This is a genomic window from Allopusillimonas ginsengisoli (assembly GCF_004153455.1).
Classification (GTDB): Bacteria; Pseudomonadota; Gammaproteobacteria; order Burkholderiales; family Burkholderiaceae_B; genus Allopusillimonas; species Allopusillimonas ginsengisoli.
Genome location: NZ_SDQE01000010.1, coordinates 116,434 through 134,882, shown reverse-complemented (window position 1 = coordinate 134,882; position 18,449 = coordinate 116,434). Strand labels below are relative to the sequence as shown.

The following is an 18,449-nucleotide window of genomic DNA, read 5'->3' as shown; positions in this document are numbered from 1 at the left end:
CGAAATAGTAATTCTGAATATATGCGCTTTTTTGGGACGAGAAAAAGCAATGATAGAAAGCATACTTAAGGCGTGCTGGCAGTCTGTTGGCGCTCTAGCACTTGGTTTGAGGAGCGCAGGCCTGCTTTTATGCACACGTATACGCATCCGCCGTCCAGGGGAGGGGAAAGGGTTCAAAGGCACGGTATTGGTTTCCTGTCTGGTGCTGCTGATCATTATTTATATGGCTGCAATGCTTGGCTTTAGCAGGAATGCCCTGGCCATCGAAGGTGAAAATTCCTTGCTGCTCAGGATTTATACAGCGCTGACACTGGCTGGCGAAGTGTTGATATTTGTACTGTTGCCCTTTCTGCTGGTCATTACGGTGTTTCAACAGATTGCTTTTGCATGGTTGCGCAACGATGCCGTGGACGACCTTACGCAGTTGCACAACCGCCGCGGGTTCGGGCGCCTGTTCGCCAGATGTGTTTCGTCGTTAAAGCACAGCGCTCCAGCCTGTTTGGTGATGTGTGATGTCGACAACTTCAAGTCTATCAATGATAGCTATGGCCATCTCGCGGGCGATGCGGTGCTGAAAAAATTCGCGGAAATACTCAAAGGATATTCGCGCAAGTGCGACATCGTAGGCAGATTCGGCGGCGACGAGTTCATTCTTTTGTTGCCTGGCAGGACCAGGGAAGAAGCGCTGGACTTTGCCAGAGGGTTGCGAGGGCGTCTGGCGTGCAGTGTGTTTGTCCATAACGACAAGGCCTTGCCCGCTTGCGTTACCGCGAGCTTTGGTGTCGTGGAGCTGGTTCCGTGCGAGTCGCTTCACGCAGTGACGATGCGTGCGGACGCCGTGCTGTACCTGGCCAAGGCGCACGGTCGCAATTGCGTCATGGGAGAACAGAACGACCCGCTGTTGATGGATTGGTCAGGCAATCTCGCTGAATGCATAGGTTATGGCCTATACCCAATAAGAAATAAGGATACTGACTTTGAACAATATATTTCCCATGAGCCATGACCAGGCAAGCGTGTTCAAGGAGAAGGCCCGCGGAATAACACTGGGGATCGTCACGGCGGTTGCATGTGCCTGTGTGCAGCTCACCGCTCCTGCTCATGCTGCGGTGGCGACGAGCCAGTACGATGCGTTGATCATCAGGGCCCGCACGGGCGATTACCAGCCGGCTCTGAACATGCTGAGACATCGCCTGCGTCAGGATCCGGGCGACGCCCGGGCGCTGTCTGATTTTGCCTTGATATCGAGTTGGGCCGGAGATGTGAGTCCAGTGACGGGCGCCTATGAGGCCAGCGGATCTCCGCAGGATCTCCCTGCCGGTGCGCTGGTCGTCGTCGGGCACGCCTATCGTGACGCCAGGCAATGGGATCGGGCTTTGCATGTTTTTTCCGAGGGCAATCGCCGCTATCCCGCGGAGCTGGCCTTCCGGACCGGATATGTGATGACGCTGGTGGATGCTGGGCGAACGGACGATGCGATTAAAAGCGGGGAAGTGCTGGTCGGCGAAAAGCCTGGCTATCTTGATGGCCATCTGGCGCTGGCCTACGCCTACAGGAAGAAGGGGGAGCCGTATGCCGCGCTTAACGAGGTCACCAAAGCATACGCGTTGAATCCGGACAAGACGTATGTGAAGCGGGAATACATCGTTGCGCTTCAGAATGCTGGCATCGCGGATGTAGCGCTCGAGTTGGCCAAGGAATCGCCGGATACGGTCAGCGCGTCCGACTTGCGGATACTGCAAGGCGACGCCGCAGCGCAACTGACCAGAGAAGCGCAGATTGGGGCCCGCAGCGAATCGGAACGCTTCATGATCGCCGATCGCGCGCTTGCAGAGTATGACGCGCTTATTTCGAGCTGGTCGAAACAGGGAGAAAGCGCCAAAAAGGATATAACGCGCGCCAGGATAGATCGTTTGCATGCCTTGTATGTGCGTAAGCGCCTGAATGACGTTGTGACGGAGTATGAAAAACTGCTCGCCGATGGTGTTACGGTGCCCGGCTATGGCATGGAGGATGCCGCCTGGTCTTACCTGGAGTTAAGGCAGCCTCGGAAGGCGGCGGAATTGTTCAGAAAGCTGAAGGAAGAGCCTGGCAGGGAGGACTCTGCCGACAAGCTGGGATACAGCATGGGCCTTTTCTACGCACTGGTGTCGCTGGAGTCATTCGACGAGGCTGGCGACGTCATCACAAAGGCCGACGAGGCGCAGCCCATCTGGCGCTATGCGCCGGGTAACAAGCGCCGCTTGCCCAATGACCGCAAGCTGGACACCAGCCTAGCCCGGGCGATGCTGCTTCTCTATCGCGATGATCTGCCTGAAGCGCAGCGGACCGTTGACCAGATGGTGGCCAGTGCGCCCAAAAGCACCAGCCTGCGGATGGCGAAGGCGTCTGTGTATGAGGCCAGGGGCTTGCCGCGCGCCGCCGAACGGGAACTGAAAATTGCGGAAACGGACGAGCCCCGTTCTCTGTCCGTTGAACTGGCCCAGGGGTCAGTTGCGTTGGACTTGAACGAATGGGAACAGGCAACGCTGTTGAGCAAAGATACGATCGGGCGATTCCCTGACGATAATGCTGCTCAGGAGTTTGCACAGGACTTGGCCATTCATAACAAGGCAGAAGTCAAAATCAGCGCCTATCGAAGTCATTCATCCCAGAACGTCGCAGTGGGCGGGAAAGAGCGCGGCGTGGAGATGACGGCTTATTCTCCGCCGTTGGGATATAACTGGCGCCTGTATGCCGGCATAGGCCACGCAGATGCCAGCTACGAAGAGGGCGACGCGTCCTATACCTGGAATTTGGCGGGTGTTGAGTGGCGTGCGCGGGATTTCACCAGCAGCCTGGAAGTCTCCGCGAACCGATTTGGTCATGGCACAAAGCCAGGGCTGGACATGTCTGTTGCCTATGACGTCGATGATCACTGGCAGGTGGGCGGAACGGCCGGATGGCAGACCCGGAGTACCCCTTTGCGCGCATTGAACCAGGACGTCAAATCCAATACGGCGGGCACTTATGTTCAGTGGCGTGGAGACGAGCGCCGCGAGTGGCGGCTTGCTGCGAACACCACGCATTTCAGTGACGGCAATGATCGCTATGAAATCGGCTTGACCGGCAAGCAGCGTCTCTACACCTTGCCGCATTTCTATGCGGATGCCCGGATGGAGATTTCCGCTTCGCGCAATACCGAAGCTGGCACGTATTACTTCAACCCGGAGCGTGATCTGGCAATCGTTCCGTCTCTGGATATGAATCACGTCATCTATCGACGCTACGACACCGTATGGAGTCAGAACGCGTCGGTAGGGGCCGGTATGTACAGCCAGCACGGATACGGAAATGGCGCGGTCTACGTGCTTACTTATGGTCAGCGACTACGACTGAGAAAGGTGTTCGATGCAGGTGTTCAAGTGACGGGTATATCACGGCCGTATGACGGAGATCGGGATAGAGAGGTTCGCGTGTCCTTTGATATGAACTACCGGTTTTAAGGAAGGGGGCGCACTATGCTGTTTCGACTCATGCGTTTTCGTGCACTGTTTGCCACTGGCTGCATTGCCTTGCTGTTATGTGCCTGTGCCAAGGATATACCCGCTTTCGTGCCGCCTGATCAAAGGCCACAGCCGGCTGTTGATCAGGCGTGGCGGGAGTCGCACGTGTTGACAATTGCCTATCACGACGTCGCGGACCGCGATCCTGATCAGACCTATCTGGCCGTGCGTACCGACAAGCTGATCGAACAGCTGGCATGGTTGCGCCACAGTGGCTATGAAGCGGTCTCGGTGGACCAGATCCTAGAAGCAAAAAATGGGGGCAAGCCTTTGCCGCCCAAGGCTGTTCTATTGACGTTTGACGACGGGTACAGCAGCTTCTACACGCGCGTTTATCCGATTCTTAAGGCCTACCGTTGGCCGGCGATTCTTGCGCCGGTGGGCGCCTGGGTGAGCACGCCGCTTGGTGAGCCCGTAAAGTATGGCGACGCCATTGAGCCGCGCGCGCATTTTCTGAACTGGGACGAGATCGGGGAGATGTCTCGGTCCGGGTTGGTGGAGATTGCATCTCATACCTATGACCAGCACAAGGGAATACTGGCCAATCCCCAGGGCAATTCTGAGCCTGCTGAGGCCACCCGTCGCTTTGACCCGAAAACCGGAACATACGAATCCGAAGCAGCCTTTGATGCGCGCATCCGTAACGATGCGCAGCTGATTTCCGCGAAGATCGCCGCAGCAACTGGCAAGCCGCCACGGGTTTGGGTTTGGCCGTATGGCGCAGCAAGCGGCTCGGCCATTCGGATTATTTCGGAAGACGGATATTCGATGGCACTTACGCTGGAAGACGGTCTGGGAACCGTTGACCAGCTGATGAGTTTCCCCAGGGTGCTTGTCTCGGATGATCCGGCTGTGTCTGGCTATGCGAATGCCGTCAGATCCGCCGAGGCCAAGAGCCCTATCCAGGTGGTTCACGTTGATCTCGATTATGTCTACGATCCCGACCCCGTGCAGGTTGAACGAAATCTTGGTGTGTTGGTGGAACGTATTGCAACGATGAAGGTATCAACAGTTTTCCTGCAGGCCTTCGCGGATCCGGAAGGGGATGGCTTGGTGCGCGATGTCTATTTTCCGAATCGATGGCTGCCGATGCGTGCCGATCTGTTCAACCGCGTGGCGTGGCAGTTGAAGTCGCGGGCGGGCGTCAGGGTGTATGCCTGGATGCCGGTACTCAGTTATGAGGCGGATGCGTCGGTTGATCGCGTGAAACGATGGGATCCACAGCAGTCGAATCAGGCGGCCACCGTGGATCCGCGGCAGTATCGTCGCCTTTCGCCCTTTGACCCCAAGGCCAGGGACTTGATTGTTGGACTGTATGAGGATCTCGCGCGCTATGGCACCTTCGATGGCATTCTCTATCACGATGATGCGCTGCTGAGTGATTTCGAGGATGCCGGGCCGCATGCTCTTGCTGCCTATCGGGCAGCTGGTTTGCCAGGCACCATTCCCGAGCTGAGGGCCAACCCGGACGTCATGCAGGCATGGACACGATTCAAGAGTCAGTACTTGATCGACTTTACGAAATTGCTCACGCAGCATGTACGGGCGATCAGCGGGCCGCAGATCAAGACGGCGCGAAACATTTTTGCGGAACCTGTGTTGAATCCCGCAAGCGAGGCATGGTTTGCTCAGAATCTGGATGATTTTCTGTCTACGTATGACTGGACAGCGCCTATGGCGATGCCTTTGATGGAGAACGTGCCTCTGGCGCAGTCCTTGCCGTGGCTGGGCAAGTTGGTCGATACGGTTGCCCAACGTTCCGGCGCTATGGACAAGACCGTGTTCGAGTTGCAAAGCCGCGACTGGAGCAAACCTGGGGCGCCGCCCATAGATGGCGCCATACTCACCAAGTGGATAGAGAAACTGCGCCTGCACGGCGCGCGCAGTTTTGGCTACTACCCCGATGACTTCAGTAACAATCAACCGGAACTGGATGCCATACGGCCTGCCATCTCCGGGTCATGGTATCCCTACAAAAATGATTGATCGTCTTGTCGCCCTGTTTCTGCTCAGCGTCGTCCTTGGTGCGCCTTTCGGTGTGGCGAGCCTCTGGACGATGGAGCTCGTGTTGAGCTTTGTATTCTTCTATCCGCTGTTCATGTCCAGCCTATGGATATTCGGAGGCATTTATTTCTGGATGCACTGGGAGCGCCATTGGCCGTGGGAAGCCGGCAAGCCGGCTCCGCCCCTGTCCGGCAATCCTCTCGTTTCCGTTCTGGTTCCTTGCTTCAACGAAATTGACAATGCGGAGTCAACACTATTGGCTGCGCTGAATCAGAACCACACGAATATTGAGGTGATCGCCATCAATGACGGATCCAGCGATGACACGGCCAGCCTGCTGAACCGGTTGGCGGCGCAGCATGAGCAGCTGCGCATCGTGCACCTTGCTGCCAACCAGGGAAAAGCCATGGCCCTTCGCATGGGCGCGCTGGCGGCGCGCAGCGATTACCTGGTCTGCATTGATGGCGATGCCTTGCTGGATCCGAATGCGGTCAGTTATCTCGTGGCGCCGATGCTGGAACATCCCAGGGTTGGGGCGGTAACCGGAAACCCGCGCGTCAGGACGCGATCCACGCTGGTGGGTCGCATCCAGGTGGGAGAGTTCTCTTCCATTATCGGCTTGATCAAGCGGACTCAACGCGCCTACGGACAGGTATTCACGGTATCGGGCGTCATCGCAGCCTTCCGGCGTGTCGCCTTGCATCGCGTGGGCTATTGGGACATCGATATGGCGACGGAAGACATCGACATCACCTGGCAACTGCAACGCGATCATTGGTCGATATTCTATGAGCCCCGCGCACTGTGCTGGATTCTGATGCCTGAGACACTGAAGGGGCTGTGGAAGCAGCGATTGAGGTGGGCGCAGGGGGGCGCAGAAGTGTTCCTGAAGAACGTAGGCTCCATTTGGGCGTGGGAGCATCGCCGGATGTGGCCGCTGGTGATCGAGTATGCCCTGTCTACCGCATGGGCGTTTGCGCTGCTGTTAACGACTGTGCTGTGGGGATTGGGCCACTATGTCAAGCTGCCCGCTGTGCTGCATGCGGAGACACTGTCCATGGCTTCGTTCACCGGATTATTGTTGACGGCAGTATGCCTGCTCCAGTTCGGGGTAAGTGTATTCATTGATCGTCGATACGAGAAAGGATTGGGAGGCACGCTGTTCTGGGTGATCTGGTATCCGATCGCGTACTGGATGATGGGCGTCGCCACCACATTGTGCAGTTTCCCGAAGGTCATGCTCAAGGTGCGCCGCAAGCGTGCGCGCTGGACGAGTCCCGACCGAGGCATCAAGTAAAAGAGAGAAAACCATGACACTCATTATCAAGACCCGCACGTCCAAGACATTTGCCATGTTTGATATGGCGATCAGCTGCATTGCCTGGGGGGCGTTTCTTTACTTGCTTGTATCCAGTGCGGCAGCGTATTTCAGCCATGACGCTTTCATCGGGGAACACTTTTTGCTGTTGAGTGATACCTTGTTGATTTATTTGATGATTGCCTTGGCCAACGGCTTGTTGTTGATGACGTGGGCGAGCTACAACTTGTGGCGATTCCGTGGCAGGCAGCGTCGGCGCGCAGCCATGCCTTTGCTGCGGGATGACATGGCGCGCACCTTTGGGGCGTTTGCGTATCAGATGTCGGACGCATCGGCCGATCAGGTTATGGTTATTCATCACGATGAAGGAGGGACGATTGCCGCAGTCGAAATGCCTGGCACCCAATCATCGGTTCGTGCCATACCTATCGTGGCGGTTACGCCCCTGCGGCAACGGGTGGCTCAACGTGCCTGAGCCTGTACAGATGAACGCAAACGGGAGGCGGATGTATGAGGTCGAATATCGAGGCGCCCACGCCCTACATCCTGATAGTGAGTCGCAATCCAGCGGAGATGCGCATCTTGATAGAAACCTTGACCAACAAGGGTTTCAGGCTGAGCATTGTCCGTGATGGAACTCAGGGGTACAACAGAGCGCTCGCAACCTCGCCGGATCTGGCCTTGCTCCAGACCGATGGCTGCAATGTTGATGGGCACGCCATGGTGCGCATGCTGAAGTCCCATCCTTTGACAAGTTATATGCCTGTGTTCTTGATTTCGTTTTCGGCCTCGCCTCAGGACAGGCTGTCAGGATTAAAGGCAGGCGCTGTCGATTATATTTCACAGCCTTTCGCCATTGAAGAAGTCATAGAGCGTATCCGAATTCACTTGCAGTTAAGTCGTCTGAGTAAACTGGCGCAGCTGGAAGAGCCTCAGGAGTTTGATATTTCAGAGGATGAGTCTTTGGTCAGGTCTGCACGGGCCGCGCTCGGAAGCAGTCTGGCAGATCCTCCGACGGTTGAAGAACTTGCCGACAGTTTGGGCATTGCTGAAAGGCGGCTTCTGCAGGCGCTCAGGCGATGTCTGGGCATCTCGTACTCCCAGTTCATCAGAATAGAGCGTTTGATAAAGGCACAGTTCCTGTTGGCTAAAACCTCTTTGCGCATCTCTGAGATCGCTTATGAGGTCGGCTTTTCGGACGGCGCCAATTTTTCGACGGCTTTCAAAAAGCGCGTCGGCATGACCCCCGCCGCCTTTCGGAAAATGAACTCGCGATAGTTCGGCGCGAGGCTTGAGACAGCAAGGCGTGCCACCGGAGATGCCGTGTCTCGATCAATCGCTCTGTTAGAGCGGTTGTTAGCTGTCGAGCTAGTGTGTTACCAAAGCGGTGGTGTTTGCGCCCACGGTTCGCGCCGAAAGCGCTCAGTCAGAAACTCGATCAGCGTCCTTACGCGAACAGGGCGTCGTCGTCCTGGCGGCGTGACGATATGCAGGGATATGGGAGAAATGCTCCAGTCGCTCATGGCCGTTTCGAGTATCCCATCCTGCAGGTCCTGCCAGACAAGAAACTCTGGCTGCAACGCCATCCCGAGTCCGGCGCGCAGGGCGGGCCCGAGTGCTTCGGCATTGTTGACCTTCATGATGGCTGGCACCACTTGTGAAAAATCACCATGCCTTTCGTGTTTGAAGCGCCAGCTCGGACCACTCCTTGAGTAGACGTACTGCAGTATGCGGTGGTTGGTCAGCTCGCGCGGATGGTGCGGATGGCCATGTCGCTGGAAGTATTCGGGTGAACCCACCAGCATGAGCTTTACAGTGCATAGGCATCGTGCCAGCAGGCTCGAATCCACCAGGTCGGAGATGCGCAGGGAAAGATCGAACCGGCTGGTTACCAGGTCCAGCAGCTCATCGTTGTAGTCCACCTCGAGCGTGACGTCGGGATGACGCTGCATGAACTCCGGCAACATGGGAGCCAGATGCGATAGCCCAAAAGACATCGGTGCGGCCAGACGTATGGGCCCTCGCAGGCTGGTGGCCTGTTCAACGACCTCAGCTTCGATCGCTTCGCCTTCTTCGAGAATGCGCGTGGCGCGTTCAAGCGAGGACCGTCCGCTTTCAGTCAGCGAGATGCGCCGTGACGTTCGGTGAAACAGCATGGTTTTGGTGCGTGCCTCAAGCCGGCTGATGGCCTTGGACACGGTCGCTTGAGACAAGGATAACTCTGTCGCCGCGCGGGCGAAAGAGCCCGTTTCAGCCACCTTGGCAAAGATTGCCCATGCCTCCAGGTCAGGTAGTTTCTTCATGTTCTTGTCAGTTTCTTGGCTGCATTGATTCGAAGTATGCCATTGCCGTGCGCAGCCTCCAGTCTAATCCAGACATCAGGAATGGAAAGTATCCAATTCCATTTCTTCTATTTCTATCGCTCATGAAGCGATCTAGACTCTTTATACAGTGTTTTTTCAACCGATGAACATGGAGAGCAGCATGATCGAACGCCGCCCCTTTGCCAGCCTTGGCGGAGCGAACCACGGTTGGCTTGATGCCAAGCATCACTTCTCGTTTGCCGGGTATCACGACCCGGCGCGCCTGAACTGGGGATCCTTGCGCGTATGGAATGATGACACGATTGCCGCAGGCACAGGGTTTCCGCCTCATCCGCATGCAGATATGGAGATTATCACCTATGTGCGCGAGGGAGCGATTACGCACAAGGACGACCAGGGCAACAGCGGCCGCACGCAGGCGGGCGATGTTCAGGTGATGAGCGCAGGTACGGGCATACGTCATTCTGAATACAACATGGAGCCGGGCATAACGCGCATTTTTCAGATCTGGATCATCCCGGACAGCCGTGGAGATCTTCCCGCTTGGGGTGCGAAGCCGTTTCCCAAGTCTGATCGGTCGGGGCAGTTCATCGCCCTGGCCAGCGGGATGGAGGGCGACGGTGATGCGCTGCCCATCCGCGCGGATGCCCGCGTTCTGGGCGCCACTCTGAAAAAAGGTGAAACGGTGGAGTACCGTTTTTCGGACAAGCACCGCTTCGGCTACCTCGTGCCAGCCACCGGCCGTGTCACGGTTGATGGGGTGGAACTGAACGCACGCGATGGCGGAGCAATCCGTGATCAAGAAGTTATTCGTGTCACCGCCAGCGAGGATTCCGAACTGGTCTTGGTCGATGCCTCGGCCTAGCCGGGTTGTGAAAGACAGCCTTGACGTCCTTCACGGCCCGGCGGGCCGCCCCGACGCTTTTATCTGTTCACCGACTCCCAGGAGAAAGTTGCCATGACAACTCAAGCAAGCCCCACCCCTAGCCCCGCGTTGCTGACCCCCAGCGATCACACGCTGATTCTGATCGATTATCAGTCCCAGATGGCTTTTGCGACGCACTCCATCGATATTCCCACCTTGCGCAACAACGCTGGGCTGATCGCCAGCGCCGCTGCTGGATTTGGCGTGTCAACCATATTAACGACGGTGGCCGAAAAGAGTTTTTCGGGCCCGATGTTTGAAGAGGTTACTTCGCCCTTTCCGGGGCAGGCTTTGCTGGATCGCACGTCCATGAACACGTGGGAAGATGCGGCGGTGATCGACGAGATCAACCAGATCGGTAAGCAGCGCGTCGTGTTTGGCGGGCTGTGGACCAGTGTGTGCATTGTTGGCCCTGCACTGTCTGCGCTGTCACAAGGTTTTGAGGTCTATGTGATTGCGGATGCCTGCGGCGATGTCTCCCACGAAGCGCACGAGCGCGCGATGGAGCGGATGATTCAGGCAGGCGCGCGGCCCATGACGTCGCTTCAGTACTTGCTGGAACTGCAGCGCGACTGGGCACGCACCGATACCTACGAGTTGACGACAGGCATCGCCAAAAAGCTGGGCGGTGGCTACGGACTTGGTCTGGTGTACGCCAAGTCTATGTTCAATGCCCACGAAGGCTAAGGGAATACGCCAATGAAACCCTATCTGTTTTCATTGGCGGCGGGCTTGCTGGTTGGTGTCATATATAGTTTGATCCATGTGCGTTCTCCAGCCCCGCCCGTCATCGCCTTGATTGGCTTGCTTGGCATGCTCATTGGCGAGCAAGTTATCCCCGTTGGCAAGCAATTGTTGAAAGGCACCGCGTTTGTTGCCGCGTGCGATCAGGAGCATGCGGTCAGTCATGTGTTTGGTGAGCTTCCCGGGCGAACTGTTGCGTCCAAAGTGGTCAAGAAAGACCATAGTTAGCACAATGGGCTGCCCACATCGATACCAACCAGAAAGGAGCAACTGCCATGGCCGCATCATTGCCTGATGTTATTTTTTTCAATGGTCAGATAACCACGCTGGATCCGTCAAATCCACAGGCTACGGCCGTAGCCATCAAGGATGGCAAGTTTGTTGCTGTTGGTGCGGATCAGGAGATACTGGCGCTTGCTGGATCAGATACCAGAACCATTGATCTATGTCGCAGGAGCGCTCTTCCCGGGCTGTTCGACAATCACACGCACGTGGTGCGAGGCGGGCTCAACTACAACCTGGAACTGCGTTGGGATGGGGTCAGGTCTCTGGCCGACGCGATGGACATGCTCAAGCGCCAGGTGGCGGTGACTCCTGCGCCGCAGTGGGTGCGCGTCGTTGGCGGCTTTACTGAACATCAGTTCACCGAAAAGCGCTTGCCCACCATCGATGAGATCAACGCCGTGGCACCCGACACGCCCGTGTTCCTGCTGCATTTATACGATAGGGCGTTGTTGAATCGCGCGGCTTTGCGCGCAGTGGGATACACCAAAGAAACCCCCGAACCGCCGGGGGGCGAGATCACGCGCGACGGACAGGGCAATCCAACTGGCCTGCTGCTTGCGAAGCCTAATGCGATGATTCTGTACGCAACGCTGGCCAAAGGGCCCAAGCTGCCATTGGAATACCAGATCAACTCCACGCGGCACTTTATGCGTGAACTGAATCGCTTGGGTGTTACGGGCGTGATTGATGCCGGAGGCGGTTTTCAGAACTATCCGGAAGATTATGCCGTCGTGCGGCAACTGGCGGACGAAGGCCAGATGACGGTTCGTCTGGCCTATAACCTTTTCACTCAGAAACCCAAAGAAGAAAAGGAAGACTTCCTGAAATGGACGTCCTCGGTGAAATACAAGCAGGGTACGGATTATTTTCGGCACAACGGGGCAGGGGAAATGCTGGTGTTTTCAGCCGCAGACTTCGAGGATTTCCGGCAGCCGCGGCCAGATATGCCCCCGGAAATGGAGGGCGAGCTGGAAGAGGTGGTTCGCATACTCGCACAGAACCGATGGCCCTGGCGGCTGCATGCAACCTATGACGAAACCATTTCACGTGCGCTGGATGTCTTTGAGAAGGTGAATCAGGATATTCCCCTGGAAGGCCTGAACTGGTTCTTTGATCACGCGGAAACCATTTCAGATAGGTCCATTGACCGCATTGCCGCGTTGGGTGGAGGTATCGCGGTACAGCACCGCATGGCTTACCAGGGAGAGTACTTTGTTGAACGTTATGGCGTGGCGGCCGCGGAGGCCACGCCGCCCATTGCACGCATGCTTGATAAAGGCGTCAAGGTGTCTGCCGGCACCGATGCCACGCGCGTGGCGTCCTATAACCCTTGGGTGTCGCTGGCGTGGATGATCACCGGCAAGACGGTAGGCGGATTGCGCATTTATCCGCAGCGCAATTGTCTGGATCGCGAAACTGCATTACGCATGTGGACAGAAAAAGTGGCCTGGTTCTCCAATCAGGAGAATGAGCGTGGCCGCATTGAAAAAGGCCAGTTTGCTGACTTTATCGTGCCAAGCAAAGATTATTTTGCCTGTGCCGAAGACGAAATCTCCTTTCTTACCTCGGACCTGACAGTGGTAGGCGGACGCGTGGTTTATGGGGCGGGCGATTTTGCGCCATTTGACGACAACCCTGTGCCCCCCGCCATGCCAGACTGGTCGCCAGCCCGCAGTTTCAAGGGGTATGCGGCATGGGGCGAGCCAGAAGGCGCAGGCAAGCAGTCGCTGAGCCTCAATGCGGTTGCTGCGTGCGGCTGCGCGCATGCGTGCAGTCTGCATGGGCACCATCACGCGCGTGCGTGGGGCGCCAATGTGCCGGTGCAGGATTTCAAGGGATTCTTTGGCGCCCTGGGCTGCTCGTGCTGGGCAGTCTAGGATAGTTTGCACAATGATCACGAGATGTTCTGTTGAGCGGCGCCAGGCGCCGCTGGCCAGGCGGTGGTTCGGCACGCCAGTGATTCGCTGGGTCGCTTACCTCGGGCTTTGCGCCGCATACTTGCAAGGGGGGCTGGTCAAACTCACCGATTTTCCTGGCGCCATCGCTGAAATGCAGCACTTTGGACTGTCGCCTGCACCACTCTTTGCCGTACTCACCATCGCGCTTGAGCTGTCCGCTTCCCTGATGATACTTTTGGGTCGTGGCCGATGGCTCGGCGCGTTGGCGTTGGCGGGATTTACAATGGCAGCTAACTTCATTGCGCTTCGATTCTGGGAACTGCCCGGTGGGCAGGAACGCTTTTTGGCCGCCAACGCATTTTTTGAGCATCTCGGTTTGGTTGGCGGTTTTCTGTTGATCGCATGGTTAGACCTACAAGGGAAACGGGCATGACGGAACAAGCTCCTGCAGCAAGCACCCCATCAAGTGGTTTTGCGCCGTTGCGGCAAACATTGTTCGCGGTTCTGTGGGTCGCCACCATTGTTGGCAATACCGGCAGCTTCATTCGTGATGTGGCCAGCGCCTGGCTGATGACTGACCTCTCCACTTCGCCCACCGCTGTGGCACTGGTTCAGGCAGCCGCAACCTTACCTATTTTTCTGCTGGCCATTCCCGCGGGTGTGCTGTCCGATATCCTTGATCGCCGCAAGTTCTTGATTGGCATCCAGTTGCTGTTGGGCACGGTCAGCATCTGCCTGATGCTGCTTTCGGCAACAGGATTGCAGTCCGTTACCTCGCTTATCGCGCTCACGTTCTTTGGCGGCATAGGCGCAGCGCTGATGGGCCCAACCTGGCAGGCCATTGTGCCCGAACTGGTCGAGAAACAGGATCTCAAGAACGCGGTTGCGCTCAACTCATTGGGGGTCAATATTGCACGCGCCATTGGTCCCGCGCTTGGCGGCCTGATTCTGGCCAGCCTAGGGGCATCAGTCACCTATGGTGTCGATGTCATCAGCTATGTGTTCGTGATTTGCGCGCTGCTCTGGTGGCGGCGGCCGGCAACCACCGAAGATGCGCTGTCAGAGCGCTTTCTGGGTGCCTTCCGCGCAGGTTTGCGGTACGCGCGTGCCAGCCGTGAACTGCATGTTGTACTGGTGCGCGCGTTTCTCTTTTTTGCATTGGCCAGTTCGGTGTGGGCGCTGCTGCCATTGGTTGCACGCAATGTGCTCGGCGGCGGGGCAGGCTTTTACGGGATATTGCTCGGGTCGGTTGGCCTGGGGGCGATCGTGGGGGCGATTCTTCTGCCTCGACTACGCGAGACGCTGAGCGCGGATGGTCTGTTGCTGGGGGCTGCATTGCTGTCCGCTGCGGTCATGGCGTTTCTTTCCTTTGCCCCGCCGCAGTGGGCGGCGGTTATCGCGCTGTTGTTCCTGGGCGCTTCCTGGATCACAGCATTGACGACATTGAACGGCGTCGCGCAGTCTATCTTGCCCAACTGGGTTCGTGGCCGCTCATTGGCGGTCTATCTGACCGTCTTCAATGGCGCCATGACAGCAGGCAGCCTGACCTGGGGCGCCATCGCCGAACTGATAGGCGTGCCCTTCACCCTGCTGGCGGGTGCTGGCGGGCTTGTCGTGGTTGGGCTGATCAGCCATCGTCTCAAGCTGCCGCGGGGCGAGGCCGACCTCGTGCCATCCAATCATTGGCCCGAGCCGCTCACAACCACGCCGATCGAACATGACCGTGGACCCGTCATGATCTTGGTTGAGTACCGTGTGCTGCCCGTAAACCGTGCCGCGTTCCTGAAGATACTGGCAAAGCTCTCTGAAGAGCGACGTCGCGATGGCGCCTACAGTTGGGGGGTCTCTGAAGACGCTGCCAACCCCGATATGCTGCTCGAATGGTTTACGGTTGAGTCGTGGGCCGAGCATCTTCGCCAGCACCGCCGTGTTTCGCGGGCAGATGCTGATATTCAGAACGAGGCGCTACATTTCCATGAAGGTAGCGAAAAACCCCTTGTTCGCCATTTTCTGGCCATTAATCATCCTCGTGCCGGCTTGATTTAATGCATTGACTGAGTGCCATAGGCTGGATGGCGGTTTAACGACAAATTTGTCATCCTTTCGTCACCAAGCTGTCAGACCGCTATCCTTAAAGTGGATACTTGGCTAGCTGGGCTGGCGATCGCCGCCAACCGCTTACCTCCCGTTTGCAAAGCGTCGCTTCCCATACAGGAGTCTCAGAACATGGCACGCATAAAACAGCCTTACATTCCACCATCCGAAATCACCGCCGAAGCTGTCTGGCAATCACGGCGCACTTGGTTACGGCGGGCCGGCGCCGGCGCCCTTACCCTTGGCGCCGGCGGCATGCTGGGCGGCAGTCTATTGAGCGGCGGCGCAGCGATGAGCGCTCAGCCCTCAGGCCGTCTGGCGGGCACACCCAACCCCGACTATTGGCTAAAGAATAAACTGACCTCCGAAGAGGATGTGAGCGGCTACAATAATTTTTATGAGTTCGGAACCGGTAAAACCGATCCTGTCGGGTACGCACACAAAATGCGGACGCGACCATGGGTGGTGGAGATCGAAGGCGAAGTCGAAAAACCTCGCAGTTTCGATATTGACGATCTGCTGAAACTGGCCAGCATTGAAGAGCGCGTGTACCGCCTGCGCTGCGTTGAGGCCTGGTCCATGGTCATTCCCTGGAGCGGGTATTCGCTCTCCACATTGCTCAAGCAGGTTCAACCGACCAGCAAGGCAAAGTACGTCCAGTTTGTGTCTGCCACGCAACCAGATAACATGCCCGGGCTCAGGTCGCGCATCATAGACTGGCCTTATGTGGAAGCATTGCGCATGGACGAGGCCATGCATCCTTTGGTGATGCTGGTATTTGGCGTGTACGGCAAGCTGTTGCCAAATCAGAATGGCGCGCCTATGCGTGTGGCCGTGCCCTGGAAATATGGCTTCAAGTCGGGAAAGTCGATTGTCAAGATTCGTTTGCTGGAAAACTTGCCAGAGACAAGCTGGGTGAAAATCGCGCCTAACGAATATGGCTTCTATGCTAACGTGAATCCTGCCGTGCCTCACCCGCGCTGGAGCCAGGCGACAGAGCGCAGGATAGGAGATGGTTTTTTTGCGCCGCGTGTCGATACGCTCATGTACAACGGCTATGGCGAGCAGGTGGCCAGCCTCTACGCGGGCATGGATTTACGAAGGAACTATTAGCATGTTCTCGGCAGCGAAGCAGATGGCAAGTCGGCGCAACTGGACGGCGCAGGATGTCGCGCGGGCCAAGCCGCTAGTGTTTCTATTGGGGCTGTACCCGCTGTTGCGCTGGATATGGCTGGGGTTCTCGGATGGGCTTGGCGCCAATCCACCGGAGTTTCTCATCAGATCGTCCGGTATCTGGGCTCTGGTGGCCCTGGGTGTCACGCTGGCCGTAACACCGCTGCGTCGCTTGATCGCGCAACCCGCCTTGGTGCGGCTACGCCGCATGCTCGGCTTGTTCGCCTTCTTCTACACCTTTTTGCATTTGCTGGGCTGGGCCTTCTGGGAACGCAGCGGCTCATTCGCACTCATGTGGGAAGATGTCGTTCAACGTACGTTCATTACGGTCGGGATGCTGGCCTTCGTACCCATGCTGGCCTTGGCGCTGACATCGACCCAAGGTTGGATGCGGCGTCTCGGGCGCGGCTGGCAGACGCTGCATCGCAGCGTTTACGTTATTGCTGCATTGTCTGTTTTGCATTTCTGGCTTGTAAGGTCAGGCAAGAACGATTTTCTTGAACCATACGTGTACGGGGGCATACTGGCGGTATTGCTGCTCATACGGCTCTTCTATCGGCTTCGTCATCGCAGTCACACCCGTGGGTAATCAGTCATGTTGCCTGACAACGCAGCGCCGCCTGGAAGGGGGGCTGGCAGGCAAAGGCTAACGCTAAAGCAAGTGTGATCGCATACAAATCATTCTTGAAACAAAAAAAAGCGTGCTGACCAAGAGTTTTTTGGTCGGCACGCTTTTTCAACAAGCCTTACACGCTGGCCAACGCCGCCTGCTTGGCGTTAACCGGTGTATCGCCTTCCATGACGATGATGTTGTTGCTGACGGCTTCCGTTTTTGCGTCGGGCTTTGCTGGCTGACGCAAGGGAGCGATCATCGTACCGGCCGCCTTGCCGGTCGGGTCGGTCTTGAAGCTGGCCGCCGGCGCCTCCACGCCATTCAGGTATACGGTGTAGACAGTGTCAGGTTTCAGCTTGAACAGGTTTACTTCAAGCGCATCGACTACACCCAGGTTGCGCAGGACGACAAAACCACGGCCATCTGCTTTGACTGGCTTGAGCGAAATATTGACTGGATCTACGTTGACGCGGGGAACCAGATTTGCATCGCCTTTACCTTCGGGGACTGCATTCGATAAAAATGCCAGCGCCTGGGGTGCCTGGCCAACGGGAACCCGCGCCACGACTTTATTCGAGGCAGTGTCGATGACATCGAGCGCATCGCCGTTTTCCAGGCCTACGTAGACCCGGCTGCTGTCGTCAGAGGTCCATATGCCATGCGGCAGTGCGCCGACCGGAATGGTTTCGACCAGTTTTGCGGTCTTGTCTGTGGTGTAGACCTTCACCGAATTTTCACCGCCCACCGTGACGTAGGCATAGGTTTTTCCGCCGACGGTGGCGAAGGAAATATGATTGGTGATGAAGCCAACATCCATCACGCCCACGACTTCCAGGGTTTTCGTGTCGATGCGCGTGATCTTGCCCACATCCTTATGCGTCATCCAGATCTCGCTGTTGTCAGGCGTGATCTGCAAGAAGGGCGAGAACGGACTCACCACATCGATCTTCTTGATGATCTTGTGGGTTTTGACATCAATCACGTCGACCTTGGGCGTGAAGCTGGATACAACAAAGGCCAGTTTGCCGTCGGGATGAAAGATCACCATGCCGGGGCCCAGGTTGGTCTGGATGCGGCTGGTCTCCTTGTAGGTGTTCGGATCGATCACCGAAATATAGTCTTCGCCGCGCACAACCACCCACACTTCCTTGCCATCAGCGGTAAAAAAGCCCTCGTGAGGAGAGCGTCCGAGATAAGTCGTACCTTTCACCTCGTTGGTGGCGGTATCGATGAAGGTGGCGGAGTTCGAACCATTCGAGACGACCAGCAAGGTCTTGTGGTCTGGAGAGAACCCCATGCCATGCACGTTGATTTGCCCCTTATAGAGCGGCGAGAGCAAGTCGGGCCGTTGGTTGCCGAGCTTGATCTGCCCCAATAGCGTATTGGATACCGGGTCTACCACAGATACCGTGTTGCTGTTCTGATCGGCGGTGTAGACGCGATCGTGAGAAGATGGCAATGCCCAGGCGCTATTGACGCATAGCGTGGTTGCCGCGATTGCATAGAAAGCAGTGGTTTTTTTCATC

The 18,449-nt window shown here is 56.9% G+C and carries 16 protein-coding genes; 14 read left to right on the top strand and 2 right to left on the bottom strand.

Annotation, left to right across the window (positions count from 1 at the left end; genetic code table 11):
- Positions 1-187: 187 nt before the first annotated feature.
- The 6 genes from ERE07_RS16370 to ERE07_RS16345 are packed head-to-tail and all read left to right on the top strand — an operon-like array spanning position 188 to position 8,145.
- Positions 188-1,006, top strand: a complete 819-nt coding sequence (locus ERE07_RS16370; RefSeq protein ID WP_167670946.1) for a GGDEF domain-containing protein — start codon at positions 188-190, stop codon at positions 1,004-1,006.
- The gene (gene pgaA, locus ERE07_RS16365) at positions 978-3,485 is read left to right on the top strand and encodes a poly-beta-1,6 N-acetyl-D-glucosamine export porin PgaA (RefSeq protein ID WP_130010108.1); all 2,508 of its coding nucleotides are present in this window, start codon (positions 978-980) and stop codon (positions 3,483-3,485) included. Before ERE07_RS16370 ends, pgaA begins: the two co-directional genes overlap by 29 nt.
- A gap of 15 nt (positions 3,486-3,500) precedes the next feature.
- On the top strand, positions 3,501-5,531 hold the full coding sequence (gene pgaB / locus ERE07_RS16360; protein ID WP_209021166.1) for a poly-beta-1,6-N-acetyl-D-glucosamine N-deacetylase PgaB: 2,031 nt from the start codon (positions 3,501-3,503) through the stop codon (positions 5,529-5,531).
- Positions 5,524-6,846 carry a poly-beta-1,6-N-acetyl-D-glucosamine synthase gene (gene pgaC, locus ERE07_RS16355; protein ID WP_130010107.1) on the top strand — a complete coding sequence of 441 codons (1,323 nt, stop codon included), beginning with the start codon at positions 5,524-5,526 and terminating at the stop codon, positions 6,844-6,846. Before pgaB ends, pgaC begins: the two co-directional genes overlap by 8 nt.
- 13 nt (positions 6,847-6,859) lie before the next feature.
- Positions 6,860-7,342 (top strand): poly-beta-1,6-N-acetyl-D-glucosamine biosynthesis protein PgaD, encoded by a 483-nt coding sequence (pgaD, locus tag ERE07_RS16350; RefSeq protein WP_130010106.1) that lies wholly within the window; start codon positions 6,860-6,862, stop codon positions 7,340-7,342.
- A gap of 35 nt (positions 7,343-7,377) precedes the next feature.
- The gene (locus ERE07_RS16345; RefSeq protein WP_130010105.1) at positions 7,378-8,145 is read left to right on the top strand and encodes a response regulator transcription factor; all 768 of its coding nucleotides are present in this window, start codon (positions 7,378-7,380) and stop codon (positions 8,143-8,145) included.
- Between the two features lie 98 nt (positions 8,146-8,243).
- On the opposite strand, the gene ERE07_RS16340 is transcribed toward ERE07_RS16345, so the two are convergent.
- Positions 8,244-9,170: a LysR family transcriptional regulator gene (locus tag ERE07_RS16340; RefSeq protein WP_130010104.1), complete on the bottom strand. Its 927-nt coding sequence runs from the start codon at positions 9,168-9,170 to the stop codon at positions 8,244-8,246.
- Positions 9,171-9,351: 181 nt separating this feature from the next.
- On the opposite strand from ERE07_RS16340, the gene ERE07_RS16335 reads away from it, so the two are divergent.
- The 8 genes from ERE07_RS16335 to ERE07_RS16300 all read left to right on the top strand — a co-directional run bounded on the left by ERE07_RS16335 (position 9,352) and on the right by ERE07_RS16300 (position 16,899).
- Positions 9,352-10,056 (top strand): pirin family protein, encoded by a 705-nt coding sequence (locus ERE07_RS16335; protein WP_130010103.1) that lies wholly within the window; start codon positions 9,352-9,354, stop codon positions 10,054-10,056.
- A gap of 93 nt (positions 10,057-10,149) precedes the next feature.
- A complete protein-coding gene (locus tag ERE07_RS16330; protein ID WP_130010102.1) occupies positions 10,150-10,803 on the top strand; it encodes a hydrolase in 654 nt (217 codons plus the stop codon).
- Between the two features lie 12 nt (positions 10,804-10,815).
- Complete coding sequence (locus tag ERE07_RS16325; RefSeq protein ID WP_130010101.1) at positions 10,816-11,088, top strand: XapX domain-containing protein; 273 nt, start codon at positions 10,816-10,818, stop codon at positions 11,086-11,088.
- A gap of 47 nt (positions 11,089-11,135) precedes the next feature.
- Entirely contained in the window at positions 11,136-13,022 is a 1,887-nt protein-coding gene (locus tag ERE07_RS16320; protein ID WP_130010100.1) for an amidohydrolase, read from the top strand.
- A gap of 13 nt (positions 13,023-13,035) precedes the next feature.
- Positions 13,036-13,476: a DoxX family protein gene (locus ERE07_RS16315; protein ID WP_130010099.1), complete on the top strand. Its 441-nt coding sequence runs from the start codon at positions 13,036-13,038 to the stop codon at positions 13,474-13,476.
- A complete protein-coding gene (locus ERE07_RS16310) occupies positions 13,473-15,089 on the top strand; it encodes an MFS transporter (protein ID WP_130010098.1) in 1,617 nt (538 codons plus the stop codon). The genes ERE07_RS16315 and ERE07_RS16310 overlap by 4 nt, the downstream gene beginning before the upstream one ends.
- A gap of 180 nt (positions 15,090-15,269) precedes the next feature.
- Positions 15,270-16,250 carry a protein-methionine-sulfoxide reductase catalytic subunit MsrP gene (gene msrP, locus ERE07_RS16305; protein ID WP_130010097.1) on the top strand — a complete coding sequence of 327 codons (981 nt, stop codon included), beginning with the start codon at positions 15,270-15,272 and terminating at the stop codon, positions 16,248-16,250.
- Position 16,251: 1 nt separating this feature from the next.
- Positions 16,252-16,899 (top strand): protein-methionine-sulfoxide reductase heme-binding subunit MsrQ, encoded by a 648-nt coding sequence (locus ERE07_RS16300; RefSeq protein ID WP_130010096.1) that lies wholly within the window; start codon positions 16,252-16,254, stop codon positions 16,897-16,899.
- Between the two features lie 157 nt (positions 16,900-17,056).
- Here ERE07_RS16300 and ERE07_RS16295 read toward each other — a convergent pair whose 3' ends face one another.
- Entirely contained in the window at positions 17,057-18,448 is a 1,392-nt protein-coding gene (locus ERE07_RS16295) for a YVTN family beta-propeller repeat protein (protein WP_130010095.1), read from the bottom strand.
- Position 18,449 lies beyond the last annotated feature (1 nt).

What these genes read in the sequence shown, in the direction of transcription:
- pgaB (WP_209021166.1), top strand. Translation starts at nt 3,501, where the DNA reads ATGCTGTTTCGACTCATGCGTTTTCGTGCACTGTTTGCCACTGGCTGC.
- pgaC (WP_130010107.1), top strand. Translation starts at nt 5,524, where the DNA reads ATGATTGATCGTCTTGTCGCCCTGTTTCTGCTCAGCGTCGTCCTTGGT.
- pgaD (WP_130010106.1), top strand. Translation starts at nt 6,860, where the DNA reads ATGACACTCATTATCAAGACCCGCACGTCCAAGACATTTGCCATGTTT.
- ERE07_RS16345 (WP_130010105.1), top strand. Translation starts at nt 7,378, where the DNA reads ATGAGGTCGAATATCGAGGCGCCCACGCCCTACATCCTGATAGTGAGT.
- ERE07_RS16340 (WP_130010104.1), bottom strand. Translation starts at nt 9,170, where the DNA reads ATGAAGAAACTACCTGACCTGGAGGCATGGGCAATCTTTGCCAAGGTG.
- ERE07_RS16335 (WP_130010103.1), top strand. Translation starts at nt 9,352, where the DNA reads ATGATCGAACGCCGCCCCTTTGCCAGCCTTGGCGGAGCGAACCACGGT.
- ERE07_RS16330 (WP_130010102.1), top strand. Translation starts at nt 10,150, where the DNA reads ATGACAACTCAAGCAAGCCCCACCCCTAGCCCCGCGTTGCTGACCCCC.
- ERE07_RS16325 (WP_130010101.1), top strand. Translation starts at nt 10,816, where the DNA reads ATGAAACCCTATCTGTTTTCATTGGCGGCGGGCTTGCTGGTTGGTGTC.
- ERE07_RS16320 (WP_130010100.1), top strand. Translation starts at nt 11,136, where the DNA reads ATGGCCGCATCATTGCCTGATGTTATTTTTTTCAATGGTCAGATAACC.
- ERE07_RS16315 (WP_130010099.1), top strand. Translation starts at nt 13,036, where the DNA reads ATGATCACGAGATGTTCTGTTGAGCGGCGCCAGGCGCCGCTGGCCAGG.
- ERE07_RS16310 (WP_130010098.1), top strand. Translation starts at nt 13,473, where the DNA reads ATGACGGAACAAGCTCCTGCAGCAAGCACCCCATCAAGTGGTTTTGCG.
- msrP (WP_130010097.1), top strand. Translation starts at nt 15,270, where the DNA reads ATGGCACGCATAAAACAGCCTTACATTCCACCATCCGAAATCACCGCC.
- ERE07_RS16300 (WP_130010096.1), top strand. Translation starts at nt 16,252, where the DNA reads ATGTTCTCGGCAGCGAAGCAGATGGCAAGTCGGCGCAACTGGACGGCG.
- ERE07_RS16295 (WP_130010095.1), bottom strand. Translation starts at nt 18,448, where the DNA reads ATGAAAAAAACCACTGCTTTCTATGCAATCGCGGCAACCACGCTATGC.